This is a genomic window from Ruminiclostridium josui JCM 17888, from assembly GCF_000526495.1.
Taxonomy (GTDB): domain Bacteria; phylum Bacillota; class Clostridia; order Acetivibrionales; family DSM-1351; genus Ruminiclostridium; species Ruminiclostridium josui.
The window spans coordinates 706,799-728,862 of record NZ_JAGE01000002.1; the positions used below are offsets into that span (position 1 = coordinate 706,799).

A 22,064-nucleotide genomic window follows, 5' to 3' on the forward strand; every position below is an offset into this window, starting at 1 on the left:
CAAAATCATTTATCAAAAAGGCAACCTAAACTTTCCAAAACCGCCTTTTTTACCTTTCTTACCCATGTCACTCATCATTTTCATCAATTTCTTCATCTGTTCAAACTGCTTTAAGAGTGCATTTACTTCCTGTATGGTAGTACCGCTTCCCGCAGAAATTCTTTTTCTGCGACTTCCGTTTATAATAGACGGATCTAATCTTTCTTTTCTTGTCATTGACTGAATAATAGCCTCAGTACGTCCCATCTGCTTTTCATCAATATTTATATCCTTCAAAGCCTTTGAATCCACACCTGGCATCATGCCAAGCAAATCACCAATAGGCCCCATTTTCTTAATTTGCTGCATCTGTTCCAGAAAATCTTCCAGAGTAAACGTCATGGTACGCATTTTCTTTTCCAGTTCAATAGCCTTTTTCTCGTCATACGCTTCCTGAGCTTTTTCTATGAGACTGAGAACATCGCCCATTCCAAGTATTCTAGAGGCCATTCTGTCAGGGAAAAATGGCTCAATATCATTAAGCTTTTCACCCATTGCAGCAAACTTAATGGGCTTACCTGTAACAGATTTAACAGAAAGAGCCGCACCGCCTCTAGTATCACCGTCAAGTTTTGTAAGAACTACTCCGTCAATACCCAGTTTTTCATTAAAGGTTTCGGATACGTTTACTGCATCCTGACCTGTCATTGAATCAACAACCAAAAGTATTTCATGAGGTTTAACCGAATTCTTTATATTTAACAGTTCATCCATAAGCTTTTCATCAATATGGAGTCTTCCTGCCGTATCAAGTATAACCAAGTCGTGCTGTTTCATTTCTGCAAAGCTAACTGCTTCTTTAGCTATTTGAACAGGGTTCTGATTGTTCTCCAGTGTAAATACAGGAATATTTAATTGATTTCCCAATACCTGAAGCTGTTTGATAGCTGCCGGACGATACACGTCACAGGCAACCAGCAAAGGATTTTTTCCCTGCTTTCTCAAAAGGTTAGCAAGCTTTCCTGCAGTAGTGGTTTTACCTGCCCCCTGTAGTCCTGCCATCATTAAAATTGTCGGAGGTTTTGGTGCAAATGTAATCTTACTCTGCTCCCTGCCAAGCAATTCTATTAGTTCTTCATGAACTATCTTAACTACCTGCTGTCCCGGTGTAAGGCTCTCTAGCACATCAGAGCCTACCGCTCTTTCAGATACCTTGCTTATAAATTCCTTAACAACCTTAAAATTTACATCGGCTTCAAGCAGAGCCAGCTTGATTTCTCTCATCATATCCTTTACATCTTTTTCGGATACTCTGCCCTGTCCGCGAATTTTCTTTATTGTTTCCTGGAGCTTTCCTGACAAACCCTCAAAAACTGACATCTAAAAACCTCCAATCTGCTAAACAAAAGCCTCTATTTTATATGTTATTTGCTAAATCTTCTATTTCAGTAATTACTTTTTTAATAATATCTGCGTTTTCTCTTCCCAATGAATCAAGTTTAAGTTTCTTCATCATTTCAAGCACATTTTGTGCCTTTTGCTTCTGCTGTGAAAATTTACCCAACAGTCCCAGTTTGTTTTCATACTCTATAAGCTGCGCCCTTCCGCGCTTTTCATTATCATATACACCCTGCCTGCTGATATTCAGTTGTTCTGCAATCTCTGTAAGAGTAAAATCATTGTTATAATGCAGATCAAGTATTTCGTACTGCCTATCCGTCAGAAGCTGTCCATAAAAATCAAGCAGCAGTGAAGTTTCGTATATTTTATTCATATTAACCTCCATTAGTTGAATGCGGGGTTAATCAAATTCTATGTCAAGTATTTTTACTTTACAGCTTATTTTAAAACAATCATAGTATATTGTCAAGTATTTTTACTTTACAAATCTAATCTGTACGTTTGCTTCTGTTTCTAACATAAATGTGTTTTATTTTAGAATTGTTAGTATCTCGTTCTTCTATTTCAAATTCTTTAAGCTTTCTTATCAAATGCGTAAGCTTGTAAAAACCAAAGTTTCTAGGGTCAAAGTCGGGCTGCTTCTTGATTATAAGATTACCTACATCTCCTAAAAACGCCCAGCCGTTTTCATCCTCAACGTCATTAATTGAAACGGATATTAAATTTATTATATCTTTGCCAATTGATATAGTACCGTTTCTTTGCTCCTTCTCGGTTATCTCCTCTTTTTTGGCCCCATTTTCATATGTCCTGCTATTTTGAAGTGAGGCACTTATTATTTCTATATATGTAAACTTATCACAAGCTGCTATAAAAGGGCTGGGGGTTTTTCTTTCCCCTATACCATATACTTTTTTGCCAGCCTCACGCAGCCTGGTAACCAGTCTGGTAAAGTCACTGTCACTGGATATTATACAAAAACCTTCTACTTGGTCTGAATATAAAATATCCATTGCATCAATAATCATAGCCGAATCAGAAGAATTCTTACCTGATGTATAGCTGTACTGCTGTATTGGCGTTATTGCATTCTCCAGTAGCACATTTTTCCAACCTGACATGGTTGGTTTTGTCCAGTCAGCATAAATTCTTTTAATAGTAGGGGTACCGTGCTTAGCAATTTCCTCCATAATCCCCTTAACATTACTATAAGGCACATTTTCTGCATCTATCAATACTGCAAGCCTCATTTCATCAGGACTCATTTTTCACTACTCCTTTCATTTATAAAATCACATAACTTAATACTAGCACATTAAGTCCTTCTTTTGTATATAAAGTTGACTATTGCCACTATTTTTCCCAAAAAATAATAATTACGCATCTTTTAGATTGCACTGGTTTTTTTTATATGATATCATGTTTTATTAGCTGGTATTCATTATGAAACCAGACATGTTTTTTATTAGTTTTATTTAATTCGACTTATATCCCATTAGGGAATGAGAACGGGGGTTGATTCTATGATGTACTTCATATCTGTTTTTCAAACATAATCATTCTTTCCATATTATGTAAATTCAATATTTTTTTCAAGAAGTATAAGCTTTTGCTACTTCTATTTTTGATGCTGTTTAACCTATGAATAAATACCAGAAAACTTGTGTAACATGTTTACTGAATGGGGAGGAGATTAATTTTGAATAATCAGGAAAGAAACTTTATGGGCGTCGAGCAATTGTCATTAAGGAGTTTGATAATTGGCTCTCTGGGTTCTTGTGTTATAACTGCAAGTTCCATGTACGTTGCTTTGAGAATGAGTGCACTTCCATGGCCAACAATTTTTGTAGCGGTATTGTCAATGGGCCTTCTTAAACTTTTTGGAAAGACAACTAACAATGAAATCAATATTACACAGACAGCAATGTCTGCAGGTGCAATGGTAGCAGGAGGTCTTGCCTTTACTCTGCCTGGTTTATGGATTATGGGTATATGGAAAGGCTCTGTAAGTATTTCCTCCAACTATGTTAAAGTATTATCAATTGCTGTTGCAGGTATGCTTTTAGGAAGTGTTACTTCCTATATTTTAAGATACAGATATATTTTAAAAAATTCTCTGCCCTTTCCTATCGGACAAGCTGCGGCAGAAACTATAAAAGCAGGTGACGAAGGCGGTAAAAAATCCATAGTTCTTTTTGGAACAATGCTTATTTCAACTATTTATACATTTCTAAGAGATCAAGTAAGATTAGTTCCAGATGCATTTATGTTCAATAAATATTCCCCTCTTGGTATATGGAATTCTCCAATGGCAGTGGGTATGGGATATATTCTCGGAACATTGTATACAGGTGTCTGGTTTCTTGGAGCATTATTTTCACACGTATTTATAATTCCATTTGGCCCAAAACTGGGGTTGTTTGCCGATACTACAGCCGCATCCTCATTTACAACCAGTGCAGGTATTGGACTTTTGGTAGGTACCGGTCTCGGTATTTTATTGGGTATCATCTATTCCTATATAAAAAAGTTTAAAAACAGACAAAAGGATGTATACTCTGAAAACGCTGAAACTTTAAAAAGTAAAAAGAACATTTTTAATCCCAGCAGGATTCTAATTATGTCAGGCACTTTTATTGCCTTTATTTTTACAGTTGTGGCCGGAATCCCGGTACTCCCTTCTATTTTGCTGATTATTGGTATTTACGTTGTTTCCTTAATGGCTGCAACTATTACGGGGCAGACAGGTATTAATCCTATGGAAATATTCGGAATAATTGTTCTTCTGGCTATAAGGATTTTTGCTAAAATTGATGCAATGGATGCACTGATGATTGCGGCGTGTACTGCAATTGCCAGCGGCTTTTCCGGGGATCTGTTCAACGATTATAAGGCAGGACAGGTTTTGGGAACCAACCCGAAAGCACAGCTTATTTCTCAGATAGTGGGAGGCTTATTTGGTACTATAGTAGCATCTCTTGCTTTATTCGCCATTATCAATCAATTCGGTGAAGTGGGTTCTGAAACTGCCTTGCCCGCCGCTCAAGCAACAGGAGTTTCAGCAATGATTAACGGAATCGGTAATCCAATTGTTTTTGGTATTGCAGTGGGCATCGGGGCTTTACTATATCTTTTAGGTCTTCCAACTGCTACTCTCGGTATAGGAGTATTCCTTCCCTTTACAATTTCATCTGCCGTATTTATAGGCGGTGTAATAAGGTTCATATCAGACCGTGTTAGAAAAAAATCATCTGATGATGACACAGGAACAGTGGCAGCTTCCGGACTTCTTGGTGGTGAAGGTATTACAGGAGTTGGTATAGCTTTGGTTAAAATGTTTACAAGAGGATAATTTATTAAAAGAGGAGTGGTTTTGTGGGTAAGGTAATTGGAATAGACCTTGGAGGAAGTACTACTAAAATTGTTGGTTTTGACGGCAAAACTATGATTAGTCCTTTTCTTGTTCGTGCTAATGACCCGCTTGCATCGGTTTACGGGGCTTTTGGCAAATTCCTTAGTGTTAATTCATTAAAAATAGATGACATTGAGAGAATTATGGTAACCGGTGTAGGCTCTTCTTTTGTTGACAGCAAACTTTTTGGTATACCAACTGCCAAAGTTGACGAATTTATGGCAATCGGCATGGGTGGCCTGTTTTTAAGCAATTTGAAAAAAGCCATTATTGTAAGTATGGGAACAGGTACCGCACTAGTAAAAGCTGAGAATAATACTGCTGTGCACCTTGGTGGAACAGGTATCGGCGGAGGTACCCTTTTGGGTCTATCAAACAGGATGCTGAATGTACGGCATTTTGATGAACTTATTGAGACAGCCGCTGGAGGTGATTTGTCAAACGTTGACTTAACTATTGGGGACATATCAAAGGAAGCTCTAGCAACTCTCCCCAGCGAAACCACTGCATCTAATTTTGGGAAAATAAGTGACCTGGTAACCAAGGCAGATTTGGCTCTGGGAATTATAAACCTTGTTTTTCAGACAATAGGTATGGTAGCTGTTTTTAATACAAGAATTGATAATATAAAGGATGTTGTTCTCACAGGGAACCTTACAAACGTCCCCCAAGCTCAAAAGATATTTGACCAGCTTAGTGCATTATATAATATTAACTTTCAAATACCTGAACATGCAGAATATGCAACTGCTGTGGGTGCTGCAATATGCTTCAGTACCGAAGGAATTTCAATGCGTGAAGTGTTGTAGATATACATATACTTACTAAAAAGCAAAATGAGCCATTGTGGTCATTTTGCTTTTTTTAATCTTGATAACTTATTATCTAATTTACTTTATCACTAGTCATCCTGTAATACTGCCATATTCTTAAGTCTTGAACCAAAGACTGCTGTTTTTCTGAGAGCTTATCAGTATAACCATTCATTGTTTTAAAATTGTATCTTGTTATAACCGGAAGCTCTTTTCTCAATTCATTCAGAAAATCAAAATAAGGGTCATATCCGTCATAACCTAATAATTCCAGAACAATTGCTCCAAGATAGTTTGCACTAATTGTATTATCCGCAGGGAGACCAAGATTTAGGACAGCACTTGGAAAATCAATAATATTGCCTGCGCTGTCATTTGCCCATATTAAATATGGTACTTCACGGCTTTTCATAGCCTCCTCAATTGTTCCGCTTTCATTTATATCAATTCCTGCTTCCCTGTACGCAAGGTAATTGTCCCCTAAAGAAGGTTTGTGATCTCCAAAAAATACAAGGATAACAGGCTCCTGTCTTTCTCTAAAGTAATCAGTAAGGGTTTTTAGCAGCCTGTCCGCATCTCTTACTCCCTCAAAATAATTTGATAAGAGGGTCTTTGCCTGTGATGACAACTGTTTGTCAGTGGATACTTCTTTGACCTTTAATCCGCTGTACTTACTGGAGGTATATGGCATATGGTTCTGAATTGTTACATTGTAATTAAATACCGGATTTTTACCAGAATCAGTATTATTCTCATACAGACTGATTATCTTTTCACCCGCTGCTTTGTCCGATATCAATGAACCCTTTAAGTCTTCCGGCTTTTTGAATTGCTCTATAAATGTTTGGTTTTCCACCCCAAGAAATCTATATACATTTGCCCTGTTATAAAACCAACTGTCGCCGGGATGCATAAAATAATTTTTATATGAATCACTGCCCAATACTCTCGCTATGGATTTTATATTCCTGTGTATAAGTCTAAAAGATGAAGTGGGCACATTACTCAGGTTTAATGTCTGCATTCCCGTCATTACATCGAATTCGGTATTTGCTGTCCCGCCGCCAAAATTCGGCACTACCAGATGTCCCGACACCGAATTCTTTTCCTTAACTATGAGCTTAAAATTTTTAAGAGGATCATCGTCTAAACCAAACTTGAATGATTTATCCAAGCTTATGTCGGAAAAGGCTTCGTTCATAACAAATATTACATTGGCCTTCACTTTTGGAGTAGATTTACTATTTGTATATTTTTTAACCAACTTTTCTGCAGCAGACTTGCTGTAGTTTTCAGGTACTTCCATCTTATATGCACTCAAATTATATAAAAAACAGTAATTAAAGCCAACATCATTAAATACACCAGCTACGTAGGCTTTTGACTTGGACGGCATTCTGTCATATATTTCTCTGGAGCTATAAACAAAGGTATTCGCTAAAAGTACTGCCCCTATAGTTGCAACACACCCAAGGATTTTTAGTGGCATCTTGAGCTTTTTGAACTTTATAAATATTCCAAAAACCACCATAGCCAAAGTAAAAAGAAGGACTGCTATAATTAAGGAAAAATCCAGCTTCATCTTTGTATCTGACATTATATTAGCCGCCTCAGCGCCAAGAAACACATCTTGAGGTACAAAAGGATCGTCTCTGAAAATAATCTTGAAGCGGTTTATTAATGATGCTGCATGAAATACAGTGGAAACTAATGAAACTGAAAAAAATACATTATTGAATATCAGATAAAAGAACAATATACCTGCAAAAACAGGAAAACCATTAAGTATAAATAAAGAAGGATGCCTAAGTACATTAGCAGCTATGGTACGGAAGTCATTTGGCTGAAGTAGAAAGCCGGTTATTGTTAAAAATACTGTAAAAACAGCTATTAAAGTAAAAGTCCAAATATATCCCAATTCAATCCTTTTTTGGGATTTAGATGAAAGTAAATTAAGCATTTATAACTCCATTCCCGGCAAGCAAAAATAAATACATTATTTGGCCTACCGTTCCTCGTTTACCATATTATTTTAGGTCTAATAATTGTCTTTGTAAATAGCAGCTTATTCTATAAATTAATTTATATATTCGCAAACTCTATATTACCACTTGCCAAACTTTTTTCAACGTCAATTATACGTTGGTTTGCTGAACCTCTGAATTTAAGAAGAAGATCCCTCTGTTCCTGTATAAAGGGCCCGTCAACCAGTATATTAATATTATTAAGAAGTTCCATCCAGCCTTTTCTGGCATGTGAATTTTCAATCAACTGTTCAAATGTGTACCCCGAATAAACCATAACATTGAGTCCAAGTTTTTTAATTTCCTTAGCAAGGACTGCAAAAGTATCTGCCTGTTCAAAGGGTTCTCCTCCGCTGAATGTAACTCCATCCAATAGTGGATTTTTTCGTATTTTCTCCACTATTTCTTCAATCTCAATAAATTCACCACCATCAAAGGAATGGGTGTGAGGATTGTGGCAGCCTTTACAATTATGTGGGCAGCCCTGTGAAAAGATTACCATTCGTATTCCCGGACCGTCGACAATAGATTCATTGATTATTCCTGATATTCTTATCTGCTTGTTCATATTTATCACCACAATAAATGGGGCTGTTGCAAAACAGAAAGTTTTTGTTTTAAACCTAAAAATTAATTTTGCGACAACCCCATTTTATACTGTTATATAATTAATTACATATGTTTGACTCTATCTCGTACCTCAGCTTTTTTAGCATCATTAAACCTGTCAAGTGTCCCAACAAGATACCCGGTAATACGCCTAATCCTTTCAAAATGTCTATCGTCTTCTTCTCTTCCGCACTTAGGACATGTATCGCCTATTATTCCCGTATAACCGCATACAGGGTCTCTGTCAACAGGATGGTTTATTGAGCCGTATCCTATTCCTGACTCCTTCATTGCTCTGATAATCTTTTCAAAGGCTTCCAAATTGTTTAGGGGATCACCGTCAACTTCAACATAAGTTATATGTCCCCCATTAGTTAACTCATGGTAAGGAGCTTCAGTCTTTATCTTGTCTATTGCATTTATCTTATAGTAAACAGGCACATGAAAACTGTTTGTATAATATTCTCTATCTGTCACACCTTCTATATTACCAAATAATTTCTTATCATACTTTATAAATCTGCCTGACGTACCCTCTGCCGGAGTTGCAATAAGAGAAAAATTCATATTGTATTTCTCACTTGCTTCGTCCATTCTCTTTCTCATATAGCCTACGATTTCAAGACCGAGATTTTGAGCTTGTTCAGATTCTCCATGGTGCTTCCCGATTAATGCCTTGAGACACTCTGCCAAACCGATAAAGCCCATGGTAAGTGTTCCATGCTTCAATACTTCCCCAACTTCATCTTCCCAACTCAACTTTTCAGAATCAATCCATACTCCCTGTCCCATAAGGAAAGGAAAGTTTTTGACTTTCTTCTTTGACTGAATAAGATATCTTTCGTAAAGCTGGTCAATTACCAAGTCAATTTTCTTATCAAGTTCTTCAAAGAAAATATTAAGGTTCTTATTGCTTCTTAAGGCTATTCTCGGTAAATTTATGGTTGTAAAACTCAGATTTCCCCTGCCAAATATTACTTCCCTGTCAGGGTCATATGTATTTCCTATAACTCTGGTTCTGCAACCCATGTAAGCAATCTCAGTATTAGGATCCCCATCCTTGTAGAATCTTAGGTTATATGGAGCATCTATAAAAGAAAAGTTAGGGAATAATCTCTTTGCACTGACACGGCATGCCAGCTTGAAAAGATCATAGTTAGGGTCACTTTCATTATAGTTTATTCCCTCTTTAACCTTGAATATATGTATGGGGAATATTGGTGTTTCACCATTTCCAAGGCCTTCTTCTGTAGCCAGTAACAGATTTTTAATCACAAGCCTTCCTTCTGGTGAAGTATCTGTTCCGTAATTAATGGAACTGAAAGGTGTTTGTGCTCCTGCTCTGCTATGCATTGTATTGAGGTTATGAACAAATGCTTCCATAGCCTGATAAGTGATTCTGTCAGTTTCTTCTTCAGTCTTTTTTACTGCAAAACTCTGAGCTTTCTCAATCAAGGCTTCGTCCGAAATACATTTCAATAGAAATTTCTTTTCTGCTTTAATATATGGCTCCATTCTATTTAGCGCCGGCTTTATTCCGATTTCTTTATATATTTCTTCACGAGCTTCTTTAATCTCATTTGAAAAATCATTTCCTGTTAGCAATTCCAATGATTTCTTCAAATTCTGCCTGTATCCCTTTTCAAAAGTCTTTGCAACCCCCAATGACATTCCATAATCAAAATTTGGAATGCTCTGACCTCCATGCTGATCATTCTGATTTGACTGGATTGCAATACAAGCCAAAGCTGAATAACTGCTGATATCATTTGGTTCTCTCAGGTATCCATGTCCTGTACTAAAACCACCTTTAAACAACTTTTGAATATCTATCTGACAGCAAGTAGTAGTCAATGTTAAAAAATCCAAGTCGTGTATATGTATATCTGCATTATTATGAGCTCTCGCATGCTCCGGTTTAAGTACATACATTTCATAGAATTGTTTTGCACCCTCAGAGCCATATTTAAGCATTGTTCCCATAGCAGTATCACTGTCTATGTTTGCATTTTCACGTTTTAAGTCATTATCCTTTGCATCTTTGAAGGTGAGTTCCTCATAAACCTTCATCAAGCGTGTGTTCATTTCACGTATTCTTGTTCTGTCTGCCCTGTATAAAATGAACTCCTTGGCCGTTTTTGCATGGCCTGTCTCAATTAACACCTTTTCTACTGTGTCCTGTATTTCTTCAACACTGGGTACTCTTCTTTCAGGACTTGATTCAATGAAATCAACAACTCTTTCTGCCAATTCCATTGCCGTCTTGTAATCCTTACCTCCGGTAGCGCTAGCTGCCTTAAAAATAGCATTAGCAATTTTTTCAATGTTAAATGGTACTTCTCTTCCGTCACGCTTTCTGATTTTGGTTATCATGTGGCTAGCCACCCTTCTCAAATTTTTTCTTTTGCAGTAAATTTATTAACTCTTGCTAAAAAAGCAAAATATGCGCACAAATAAAAGTGCAAATCAAATTGCACAATAATTCGGGCCACCAGCCAAAATGGCCGTAGCCTTGAACATGTGTTTATGCCATATATCTAAATAATTTTATGTTGTGAATATGTATATATTCATCACTTTTAACAATATGTTGGTGCAACTATACTATCACTATCAAGATATTGTGTCAACAAGTTATTATTTTGATGTATCTAAATTTTAGCCTGTATGCCTTAATTAAGATTTATTTTCTACCTTTATCTTTTTTTGTTTTGGTTTTTGACTATATAATATCTTATGCAAAAAAGAGCAAATAAAATAAGCATAATAGCCAAGATACCTTAACCTGCTTAAAACAGGTTTTTACGTGGTATTATGCTTTTATTTTCTCTTTATTCCGTAAGCTGCTATCTGAGCTACTATATGTCCTCCAAGCTGTTTAAAAGTTTCTTCAGTTCTATTAATTCTTCTTTTGTAAGTGTAATACCCTTTCCCATCTTTTCATGATCTGGAGACCAATCCCTAATATCATACTTTGGGGCTCTATCATTCCAGCTTACCAAATTCAATTCCTTATACCAACCTTTTCCCGACTCAGATAAAGTACCAATGTTTTGAGTTATTTCAAACTTTATTTCAGCCATATATAGCAATCCTCCCCAAATTAAATTATACCCAGTCATCAAGTTTTTTATCTTTAAAAGCACCTAACAGTGCAGCACCTACTAAAATACCTGCATTACCCATTTCAGCCATTTTAAATTCAGGAAGATTAAGCTCTTTGGAATATACTCTATCTTTTAAAAGCTCAACCAATGGGTTTACAATTGTGTTGCCTAGTTTACTTATGGGCCCTGCTAATATTACAACTTCAGGCATTAATATATTTACAATGTTTGTTAATCCCTCAGCAAAATATTCAACAAATTCTGAGCATATTTTTTTGGCCTTTTCATCACCGGCCTTTGCAGCTTCAAATATAGTCAATTCAGTTATCTGTGCAACATTGTTCATAACCATTTTACCTAAAATGGAATCCGGATTTTCTGCTGCAAGCTGTTTTGTTTGATTAATAAGAGAAGTTCCAGACACATATTGCTCCCAACAGCCTTTTCTGCCACAGCTACACGGTCTCCCATTATGTTCTATAACCATATGTCCGAACTCAGTCCCACCAAAGTTAAAACCATTATATATACTACCATCGATAATAATTCCTCCGCCGATGCCTACTCCTACTTTGATAGTAAGTGAACTTTCGGTACCATATGCGGCACCAAGGAGATATTCAGCTATTGCTACACAATTAGCATCATTTTCAACAAAAACAGGAATGTTTAAGTGCTTTTGAATTTCACTTCTCACATTTGCATTTGTGAAATTAAGAGAGTAGTTTTTTATAACGATACCATTCTTGTTATCTGTTATCCCAGGACATCCTACTCCTATATATTTTACATTTTTTATTTCAACATCTTCATCTTCAGTTATTTTTCTTATTAGTGTACAAACATCATTAATTATTTCTGAAAATTCTCTGTCTTTATTTGTGGGTACAGTGTCTCTGCGAATTAATTTACCATTTTTATCAAGTATACCTGCAACTATATTTTTGACTCCCAATTCAATACCAATAGTATATTTCATATATCACGCCTCTTTATATTATGATATTATTATTTTACATAACATGCTTATCAATCATATTTATGACTGTTAAGAACAAAATCATCATCCCTTAATTGTAATGGCATAACTGATACAACTATATGCTTATGCTTTAAAAGTTCCTTTTCAACATAATATCTGGTATTGTTGTGAAGGAATCTATGCCACCATTTCTTAACTGAAAACTGCGGAAGTATAACCGTTATCATATCACCGCTCTGATAGTCATATTCAGCCGAATCAATGAATTTGAGCATTGGATCAACAACTTTTCTGAAAGGCGAATATTTAACAACTAAAGGAACATCCATATTGAGGGCATTATATTTTTCTTTTATTTTTTTTGCATCTTCTTCACTAATGACCACACTAAAAGCAGTTATGTTGTCCGATATGGTTTTTGCATACCGAAGAGCTCTCAGGCTTGACCTGTTTATACTCTCTATTGGAACAATAACTCTGTTTGTGTACACAGCTTTACTAATATCAAAGTTTGCAATCTCTTCTGGTTTGAGCCTTAACTGTTTGCTAACCGCTTCATAGTGCTTTTTTACCTTGAATATTAATGATATTAGAATTGGTATAAGTATAACAACTAACCATGCGCCTTCTCTGAACTTAGTAAAGGCAATGATTATAACAACAATACCTGATACAACTGCTCCTGTTCCATTGATTACAGCCTTGTGCTTCCAGCCTTTTTCTTTGCTGCCCTTCCACTTAATAAACATACCTGTTTGAGACAGTGTAAAGGAAATAAACACACCTATTGCATAAAGACCTATCAACTTCGAAACATCTGCCTTAAATGCAATCATTAAGACACTTGCAAGAACAGATAATAGAATTATTCCGTTGTCATAACTCAGTCTGTCACCTCTCATACTGAGTTGTTTTGGAGCGTATCCGTCTTTTGCCATAATTGAAATCAGCATCGGGAACCCCGAATAAGCTGTGTTGGCTGCAAGAACAAGTATAATAAATGTAGTTGCAGTTATATAATAAAACATAAAATCAAACTTGGTATTGTGGAAAATCTCACCGGCTATCACTACAAGCATTGCATTGCCATGAGATGGATTTACATGGTATATATTTGCTATAACAGAACTTCCACCAAACAAAACAAGAATGACCATAGACAAAAGAAGCAGTACTCTTTTAGCATACTTTGTACTTGGATTCTTGAAGTTTGGTACCGCATTACTTACAGCCTCAACACCTGTAACAGCCGCACAACCATTTGAAAAAGCAGTCAGTACCAACATTAGCGTCAAAGGTTTAACAACGTCAGGCATATCTTGAGCCGGCGGAGGAACATATCCTCCCGCTACCTTTGCAAAACCGGCAGCTATCATAACTACTATACCCATAATAAACGCATAGGCAGGAATACCAAAAACTCTAGAGGACTCTCTTATTCCTCTTAAATTACCTAACATAAGTAAAAGTACCATAGCAACTGCTATGATAACCGAATAAGGCTTAAAGCCCTTAAATGCAGTTGTAAATTGTTCAACTCCGGAAGAAATACTCACTGCTACAGTCATTACATAGTCAACAGATAATGCAGCACCGGCTGTAACACCTGCAAGAATTCCCAGATTCTCCTTGGCAACCACATAGGCACCACCGCCATTTGGATAACTGTCTATAACCTGTCTGTATGACAACATGAGTATCATAAGAAGACAAATAATTGCAATAGATATATACGACAACTGTCGGAATGCCAGCATACCCACAGAAGGTATCAAAACCATCAATACTTCCTGACCTGCATAGGCTACCGACGAAATAGCATCACTGGATAATATTGGAAGTCCCCAGAGAACTCCCATTTTTTGATCTTGTAGTGCTTCATTTTTCAGCGGTTTACCGACCAAAATCCTTCTTATTTTTTTAAACATAAATGCCTCACCATTTTAAAGTTATTTAGTTTTATTATTTGGTTTTTCCTCATTTTGTCACAAGGAATATTATGGCAAAACGCTTATTGTATTCTAATACTTTTCTATGCAATTTTCAATAGCAAATTTACTAAATAATATCCTATTGCACAACATAGAATTATATACTTTTTATATAATTTAGCAACATTTTTTTTACAATAAAAAAGGAATAGCTCCATTTTAGGAAACTATTCCCATAACCATTGATATTCTTACTTTTTCAGGCTTTTTAAAAGTTCATTAATCTCCTGAGATTGTTTCATAAGTTCATCTAATTTTTGTTGTAATTCATCCAGTTTTTGTCTGTCTATACTTTGTGATTCATCCACTGTAGGAGGTGTTGAATCCACCTTATCCTGCTGACTTTCTTGATTATTAGTTTCAGGTTTATTATTATTCGCTGGGGTTGTTTTATTTCCAAACAGATTGTCTATAGCACTATTGAGGTCGTCTCCTATACCATGTTTGAAATCTGCTCCCTGTTGGTATCCCACTACCACCCTTTTTACCTGCGGTATTGAAGAATCACTGTTGGCCTGTATATATATCGGTTCAACATACAAAATACTGTTTTCTATAGGTATTACAAGCAGACTTCCTTTGAATACTCTTGAGCCTCCCTGTCCCCACAGTGTCAGCTCCTTGGATATTTCACTAATCTGGTTAATATTTACTTCAAATTGGTCTGGCCCAAGAATGTTAGTATTTTTAGGGAAGTTAAACAGAATCATTTGGCCGTAGTTAGCCTTATCATTTCGAACTGCCAGCCATGATACCATGTTATGCTTCTCTCCTGAAGGTGTGAAAGGCCTCATAAGAATGAGTTCTTCATTTTTGCCAATATCTCCAGGGAGTTTAACCATATTGTAGTACGCATCAATATCCTTTGTCCCGCTTTCATTTTTTGAATCAGGATATTTTGCAATATTCCATTCATCCTGCCCTGTATAGAAGATTGATACATTTTCTTCCTTTTCAGGGTCTAGGTGGTATTTCTTAAGTACCTCGGTTTGAAGCTTGAAAAGGGTTTCAGGATACCTTAAATGTGATGCAAGGTCTGCAGGAAATTCATCCTTTGCAAATAGTCCCGGATATACACTTTGATAAGCTTTTATTATAGGGTCTTCCTTGTCTATAACATAATACTTTACAGTACCGTCATAAGCATCAACGGTTACTTTAACCGAATTCCTTATATAATTAATACCGTTAAGTTCTTGCAAGTCAGTATCTTCTGATTGAGTATAAAAATATTGTGAATATGGATAGTTGTTGGATATGCTATACGCATCCAGAACCCATACAAGCTTTCCATCTGCAGTTATATTCAATGCAGGATCGTTATCCACTTTTAAAAATGGAATTCCTTTCTGGGCTCTCTCCACAACATTTCTATTTAGCAGAATCTTTGAATCAGAAGAAATATTACTGGATACCAGAAGGTTGGTATCGGCATATTTAATTGAAAAAAGTAGCCTGTTTAAGAGGTTCATTTTTATTTTTTCGTATTTGTTTCCCTCTTCATCAAAATAGCTTACTGTAGTTCCATCATAGTCTATTTCTGAAAGCTTTCCTGCACTCTTGGGGTTTACAATTACGTAGTTATTTGTTAACTGTCCGTAGTATATTCTGGGCTCGGTAACTTTCAGGTTTACCTTGTCTACAGTATCCATTTTTAGTCCGCTTATCAAAAAATCTACCTGTCCCTGTGCAGTCAACTTATTTATAGGATTTACAACAACACCATAACCATGTGTATATTTGAAGGTTTTATTTACAAAGTTCTGGTTCTTTAAGTAATCAGAGTTTATTTCTCTGGCGGAAATCAGTACTGGTATTTCTTTGCCATTTACAGTGTAGTTTAAGATATCTCCGTTATAGAATGTATAAAAGTTCGTATTACTTTGAAGCTGTTTGTTACTGTTCAATGTAGGTGCATAGTCAACTACACGTATATTGTCAACAGTGTTTCTGTTATTGTTAATTATTTCTGGAGTCAGTTCATCTATTTTGCTGAAATCATAAGGTTGAATTTTATCCAGTCCAAAAGCCGCCCTTGTTTCCGTCATATTATTTTTTAAATATTTGTCTTCAAATTCAATTTCATTTGGTCCTACAATAGCATTTTGAATTAATGTTGAAACTAAAGTAAGTAAAATAAATAATGCCGGAAAAGCCGCAATTACAATAGCTGACTTTTTTAACTTACCCTTCCACATAAAGAAACCTGCTAATAAAACAATTACAAGAACAATTATAGGAGCTATTGTATAGTACTTAATCCATATATTTGTATCAACATAGCCTGCGCCTGTTATATTTTTATTGGTAAAATTCGTAAATAACAGTGATTCCCTTTGAAATTTGAAAGAAATAGTCTTAAGTACAAAATATATTGCAATATTTATGAGATTATGCCTTAAAATAGTTTTATCCTTGAGGTCTTTAGCAGATAAATTGTTGTTTAAAGCCGCCATTAGAACAACCAAATAATATATGGCTGTGTAAAATACAAGGAAAAGCCACAAATTAGATACAAAATTAAACAGAGACATATAAAAAGGCCTTTGAAACATATAATAACCTATGTCCTGTCCGAATTGAGGATCTTTTATACCAAAGTTTGCAGAATTCAAAAAAAGGAGTGCTTTGTTAAAAAAGAATTCCTTAGTGATAAATGCCCCTAATATACCTACTACCAATGCAACAGGAACATTAATCAATTTTCTCTGCTCAAGGTTATTACTTGTGAAGTACTTTTTAAGATTTTTACCTATCACTTTGTTTGTGAAAAATACAAATAAAGTGATAACCACAAAACTGATTATAGAGAATATGGTCTTGTATAAGAGGTTTTTTGTATAAACAGTTGTATAATCAGCATTTGGGTTCAACTCTTTGAGCTGAATCAGCTCCATGTATATAGAGCTTCCTATTATTGCCGAAACTATTATTAGCGCAAAAACTATTAAAGCTGTAATCTTTCCTTTACGGCCCTTTCCGTTCTTTTGCCTTTTTTCCCTCTCTTTGTAATAATCGTATACTTCTTCCATCTACTTTCTCCCTTCACATTCATTTTCTATGAAAACAAGGCTTCTACAAATTCCCCTGCATCAAATTTTTGTAAGTCATCAAGCTGTTCTCCTACACCGATTAGCTTTACAGGTATATCAAGCTCAGATTTTATGGCTACAACTATTCCTCCTTTAGCAGTTCCATCCAATTTAGTTAAAACTATACCTGTAATATCAGAGGTTTCGCTGAAAGTTTTAGCCTGTGATATGGCATTCTGTCCTGTAGTTGCATCAAGTACAAGAAGCGTTTCCCTGTCTGCTCCCGGAAGTTCCCTGTCAAGTACTCTTGAAACCTTTTTTAGCTCTTCCATAAGATTCTTTTTGGTATGAAGTCTTCCTGCAGTATCACATATTAAAATGTCTGCATTTCTTGATTTTGCAGCCTGAGCAGCATCAAATATAACAGCTGCCGGGTCTGAACCCTCCTTGTGCATTATTATATCAGTACCCACTCTTTGTGCCCAGACCTCTAGTTGGTCAATGGCTGCAGCTCTGAAGGTATCTCCAGCTGCCAAAAGTACTTTTTTGCCTTGATTTTTATAAAGATTTGCAATTTTTCCTATAGAGGTTGTTTTACCAACTCCGTTTACACCTATTACTATAATTACAGACGGCTTGGTATCCAGCTTCATTTCATTACCGCCTTTTTCAAGTATCTCTTTAAGAGTCTCCTTAAGTAAACCCTTTACCTCCCTAGGGTCAATTATCTTTCTTTCTTTAACTTTTTCTTTTAAATCATCTATAATCCGCATTGTTGTTTCTATTCCAATGTCAGAAGTAATTAATATCTCCTCAAGTTCATCAAAAAGTTCTTCATCGACTTTTCCAAAAGATACAAGTACCTGGTCTATTTTCTCAGTTATACTTTTGCGTGTTTTTTGCAGTCCTTCTTTAAGTTTGTCAAAAAATCCCATTTTAAACCTCCGTAAGATATTATTATATTATAATGTACTCTCTTTACTATATAAATGTCTTTTAAAATCAACTTTTATTTTTGCTTAACTTGCCAATTCACCCATTTTCATTGATACAATCTTAGATACACCGTGCTCCTGCATGGTCACACCATACATGGTATCAGCTGCTTCCATGGTTCCCTTACGATGTGTAACCATTATAAACTGTGTATTTTGAGAATATTTTTTCAGGTACTCTCCAAACCTGTATACATTCGCATCATCCAATGCTGCTTCTATCTCATCCAAAAGACAGAAAGGTGTTGGTTTTAGTCTTAGTATTGCAAATAGCAATGCTATCGCAGTAAACGCACGTTCTCCACCTGATAAAAGCATCATATTCTGGAGTTTCTTTCCCGGTGGCTGAACCTCAATTTCTATACCACTTTCAAGAACATTGTCCTCATCAGAAATTATAAGTTCTGCTCTTCCCCCTCCAAACAACTCCTTATATACTATTCCAAAGTTTTCATTTATAAGCTTAAACTGTTCAACAAACTGCTTTTTCATTACCTGAACCATTTCATGAATTATTTTGTGCAGCTTATCTTTAGCCTGCTCCATATCATTTTTCTGAACAGACATGAATTCAAAACGCTCTTTTGTTTTAATGTATTCATCTATGGATGAGACGTTTACAGGGCCAAGTGCTTTTATCTGAGCTCTGTATTCAGATATATTCCTTTGAGCTTCTGATATGCTTTCTATTTCTCTTTTAATCTCAACAGCATTACTATAGGTAAGCTCATATTCATCCCACATTCTGTCCTGAATTGATTTCATTTCTGCTTCTGCTTTGGCTTTTTTTATGTCTATCCTGTTATATTCTTCATGGAGAAGATGGATTGTCTTGTTTGTTGTATTTAATTTCTCAACAAAATCGCTAGATTCTTCCTCCAACACTTTTTTCTCTTCTACCAACCTGTCAATTTCCAAGTTTTTTCCTGTCTTTTCATCTTGAAGTTCTCTGGTTGAGTTATCTAGACCAATTATCTCCTGCTTTAATAATTCAATTTCCGTATTTGCTTTGTTTATTTCTTCCTGTTTACGTGCACGGCTTTTTGATAAAGCTTCTTTTTCTCCTTTTATTCTGTCAAGATTCTCATTTACGCTTTGTATACTTTCAGTTATTGAATTTACTGATATCTTAAAATCAGTTATCTCTTGGTGTAAATCATCTCTAACAGTCTGGTCAGCCTTGAATTTTTCCTGATGCTCTGCAATTATGGCCTTCGTTTCGGCTATATCTGTTTCTATGGCGTAAAGCTCAGCTTCATACTTTTGCTGTTCTAATAATGTTTCCTGTTCCTGCTTAGCCATTTGCTCTTTCTCATTAATAAGCATTTCGATTTTGGCGTCTGTCTTTTTTAAATTATCCTCAATCATCTGCAGGTGATTCTCGTCTCTGGTTTTAATAAGTTCATTATCTCTAAGCTTATTGTTATGCTCGTTGAACTCGGTATCTATCTCCAACAGCATTTGTCTAACATCGTTTATCTTTGCAGCATATTTTACTTCATCTTTTTTTAGTCCTTCTATTATATTCTCCAATTCTGAAATTTCTCTGCTTCTGCTTAATATTCCAGAACTTCTGTGGTCACTGCTTCCTCCGGACATTGACCCGCTTGTGCTTAATATATCACCTTCAAGAGTTACAATTCTGAAGGTATAGCCGAATTTTCTGGCTATGCTAATTCCACTATCCAAATTTTCTGTTACTACAACCCTGCCCAAAAGGTTTAAAACTATTCCATTGTATGCTGGGTCACTGGTTACAAGGTCTGAAGCAACACCACAAAAGCCCTGACAATCTTTTAATCTTCTTAAAGTACTATCGTCAAGGCGTTTACCTTTTACAGATGTAATAGGCAGAAAAGTAGCTCTTCCCACTTTATTCCTTTTTAGGAATTCTATAGCTTTCTTTGCATCATCTTCTGATGATGTAACTATATTCTGCAATGCACTTCCAAGAGTCATTTCTATAGCTGTTTCATATTTCTTATCAACTTCTACCAGCTGTGCAATTGTACCGTGTATTCCTTTTCCCAGGTCCGGTGATTGTCTGCAGGCTGTCATTATTTCCTTTACACTTCTGCTGTATCCCTCCATACTGTTTTCCATATCTTTAAGCATCTTGTGTCTGGAGGTTTTTATCTGTATATCGGTTCTTATGTTTCCGTGCTGTTTTTCCAAATCAGAAAGAGTTCCCTTCAACTCTGTCTTCTCGTTATTTAACTCATTTATTTTTTCCCTTGAATGTTTTATCAGCATGGAAGTATTTCTTATACTCTCAAGCAAGTCCTCTTTTTTCATATTGTCCTTGTCTTTTTCAAGCTTAAGAGAGTAAATTTCTGTTCCAATGGAATTTTGCCTTTTTCTCATGTTTTCAATATGATTTTTTATATTGTTTATCTGAGTCCTCTTGTCAGATTGTATATCAAGCTTGTCCATGATATCGGATTTAAGCATCTCAATGTGTCGTTCGCTTTCATCCAGAGTTGACAAAATCTCGTCCAAATCAGACTGATATTTTTCGAGTTTTTTGGAAAAATCATTATATTGTCCGTTTAAATATTCTATTTTTTTCTGGCGGCTCTGCTCTTCTGTGTTTAATAATTCCAGTTTTGAACTAATTTCCGCAGTTTCTTCATTTAATCGTACAATGTTTTCCCCAAGACTGTTGATTTTTTCATTCTTGAGCTTAACCTCAGAGCTGTTTTTTTCAAGATTTGATTCAATACTATAGAACTTCTCTCTTGCTTCTGTTATCTTATCATCAAGATTTTTAAGGAGTTCTGTCTTTTGTTGGTTTTGAGTAGTAATACTCCTGAGTTTTCTCTCTTCAGCATCTATATTATCTCTTATATCTTTGAATTGAATTTCATACTCCTTTATTTTTTCCTTTAACTTGTCTATATTGTAAAGATAAACATTAACTTCTAGCTCCTTAAGGCTTTCTCGTAAGGCAAGATATTTTTTTGCCGCCTCCGACTGTTCTCTTAAAGGCTCTAATTGAGACTCAAGTTCATTTATAATATCATTTATACGTACAAGGTTTTGCTCAGTTAGCTCCAGCTTTCTTTCTGCATCTTGTTTTCTAACTTTATATTTCATTATACCAGAGGCTTCTTCGAATATAAGCCTTCTATCTTCTGATTTGGTACTGAGTATTTCATCAACTCTACCCTGTCCGATTATTGAATATCCGTCCCTGCCTATTCCTGTATCCAGAAACAGTTCATGTATATCTTTAAGACGACAGGATGTCTTATTTATGTAATATTCACTTTCACCTGAACGGTATACTCTTCTTGTAATAGTTACTTCACTGTAGGACACTGGAAGATAATTATCTGTATTATCAATAGTTAAGGATACCTCAGCAAAACCAACAGGCTTTCTGTGCTCAGTACCCGCAAAAATAACGTCTTCCATCTTGCTTCCTCTCAATGTTTTTGCACTCTGTTCACCGAGAACCCATCTAACGGCATCACCGATATTGCTTTTACCGCTGCCGTTTGGTCCTACAACTGCTGTTATACCGCTATTAAAATCGAGTGATATTTTATCTGCAAAAGATTTAAATCCTTGTATTTCAAGTTTTCTTAAATACATGCTGCACCCCTGTAATTGATTAAGCGTAGTAATTTTTCTTTTGTACATATCAAATTATAAATATTAAGTCATTTCTATGAAAGAAATGACTTTAACATTCAATAATTCTAGCATACTTTGTGT

At 35.7% G+C, this 22,064-nt stretch carries 14 protein-coding genes; 2 read left to right on the forward strand and 12 right to left on the reverse strand.

Annotated features, from left to right (window positions below; genetic code table 11):
• Positions 1-12: 12 nt before the first annotated feature.
• The 3 genes from ffh to K412_RS0119415 all read right to left on the reverse strand — a co-directional run bounded on the left by ffh (position 13) and on the right by K412_RS0119415 (position 2,645).
• A complete protein-coding gene (gene ffh / locus K412_RS0119405) occupies positions 13-1,359 on the reverse strand; it encodes a signal recognition particle protein (RefSeq protein WP_024834625.1) in 1,347 nt (448 codons plus the stop codon).
• A 37-nt stretch (positions 1,360-1,396) separates the two neighbouring features.
• Complete coding sequence (gene ylxM / locus K412_RS0119410; protein ID WP_024834626.1) at positions 1,397-1,753, reverse strand: YlxM family DNA-binding protein; 357 nt, start codon at positions 1,751-1,753, stop codon at positions 1,397-1,399.
• A 115-nt stretch (positions 1,754-1,868) separates the two neighbouring features.
• A complete protein-coding gene (locus K412_RS0119415; RefSeq protein ID WP_024834627.1) occupies positions 1,869-2,645 on the reverse strand; it encodes an NYN domain-containing protein in 777 nt (258 codons plus the stop codon).
• A 434-nt stretch (positions 2,646-3,079) separates the two neighbouring features.
• Here K412_RS0119415 and K412_RS0119420 point away from each other — a divergent pair, with 434 nt between their 5' ends.
• The gene (locus K412_RS0119420) at positions 3,080-4,732 is read left to right on the forward strand and encodes an OPT/YSL family transporter (protein WP_024834628.1); all 1,653 of its coding nucleotides are present in this window, start codon (positions 3,080-3,082) and stop codon (positions 4,730-4,732) included.
• Positions 4,733-4,755: 23 nt separating this feature from the next.
• Positions 4,756-5,601, forward strand: coding sequence for a type II pantothenate kinase (coaW, locus tag K412_RS0119425; RefSeq protein WP_024834629.1), 846 nt, complete (start codon positions 4,756-4,758; stop codon positions 5,599-5,601).
• 76 nt (positions 5,602-5,677) lie between these two features.
• Here the strand turns inward: coaW and K412_RS0119430 are convergent, their stop codons facing one another.
• The 9 genes from K412_RS0119430 to smc all read right to left on the reverse strand — a co-directional run bounded on the left by K412_RS0119430 (position 5,678) and on the right by smc (position 21,941).
• On the reverse strand, positions 5,678-7,564 hold the full coding sequence (locus K412_RS0119430; RefSeq protein WP_024834630.1) for an LTA synthase family protein: 1,887 nt from the start codon (positions 7,562-7,564) through the stop codon (positions 5,678-5,680).
• A gap of 122 nt (positions 7,565-7,686) precedes the next feature.
• Positions 7,687-8,196: an anaerobic ribonucleoside-triphosphate reductase activating protein gene (nrdG, locus tag K412_RS0119435; RefSeq protein WP_024834631.1), complete on the reverse strand. Its 510-nt coding sequence runs from the start codon at positions 8,194-8,196 to the stop codon at positions 7,687-7,689.
• 104 nt (positions 8,197-8,300) lie between these two features.
• Positions 8,301-10,610: an anaerobic ribonucleoside triphosphate reductase gene (locus tag K412_RS0119440; RefSeq protein ID WP_024834632.1), complete on the reverse strand. Its 2,310-nt coding sequence runs from the start codon at positions 10,608-10,610 to the stop codon at positions 8,301-8,303.
• Positions 10,611-11,095: 485 nt separating this feature from the next.
• Complete coding sequence (locus K412_RS0119445) at positions 11,096-11,320, reverse strand: YdbC family protein (protein ID WP_024834633.1); 225 nt, start codon at positions 11,318-11,320, stop codon at positions 11,096-11,098.
• Between the two features lie 25 nt (positions 11,321-11,345).
• On the reverse strand, positions 11,346-12,323 hold the full coding sequence (locus tag K412_RS0119450; RefSeq protein ID WP_024834634.1) for an ROK family protein: 978 nt from the start codon (positions 12,321-12,323) through the stop codon (positions 11,346-11,348).
• A 50-nt stretch (positions 12,324-12,373) separates the two neighbouring features.
• Positions 12,374-14,254, reverse strand: coding sequence for an APC family permease (locus K412_RS0119455; RefSeq protein ID WP_024834635.1), 1,881 nt, complete (start codon positions 14,252-14,254; stop codon positions 12,374-12,376).
• 254 nt (positions 14,255-14,508) lie between these two features.
• Entirely contained in the window at positions 14,509-17,349 is a 2,841-nt protein-coding gene (locus K412_RS0119460) for a UPF0182 family protein (RefSeq protein ID WP_024834636.1), read from the reverse strand.
• A gap of 26 nt (positions 17,350-17,375) precedes the next feature.
• On the reverse strand, positions 17,376-18,284 hold the full coding sequence (gene ftsY, locus K412_RS0119465) for a signal recognition particle-docking protein FtsY (RefSeq protein WP_024834637.1): 909 nt from the start codon (positions 18,282-18,284) through the stop codon (positions 17,376-17,378).
• An 84-nt stretch (positions 18,285-18,368) separates the two neighbouring features.
• Positions 18,369-21,941, reverse strand: coding sequence for a chromosome segregation protein SMC (gene smc, locus K412_RS0119470; RefSeq protein WP_024834638.1), 3,573 nt, complete (start codon positions 21,939-21,941; stop codon positions 18,369-18,371).
• Between the last annotated feature and the right edge of the window lie 123 nt (positions 21,942-22,064).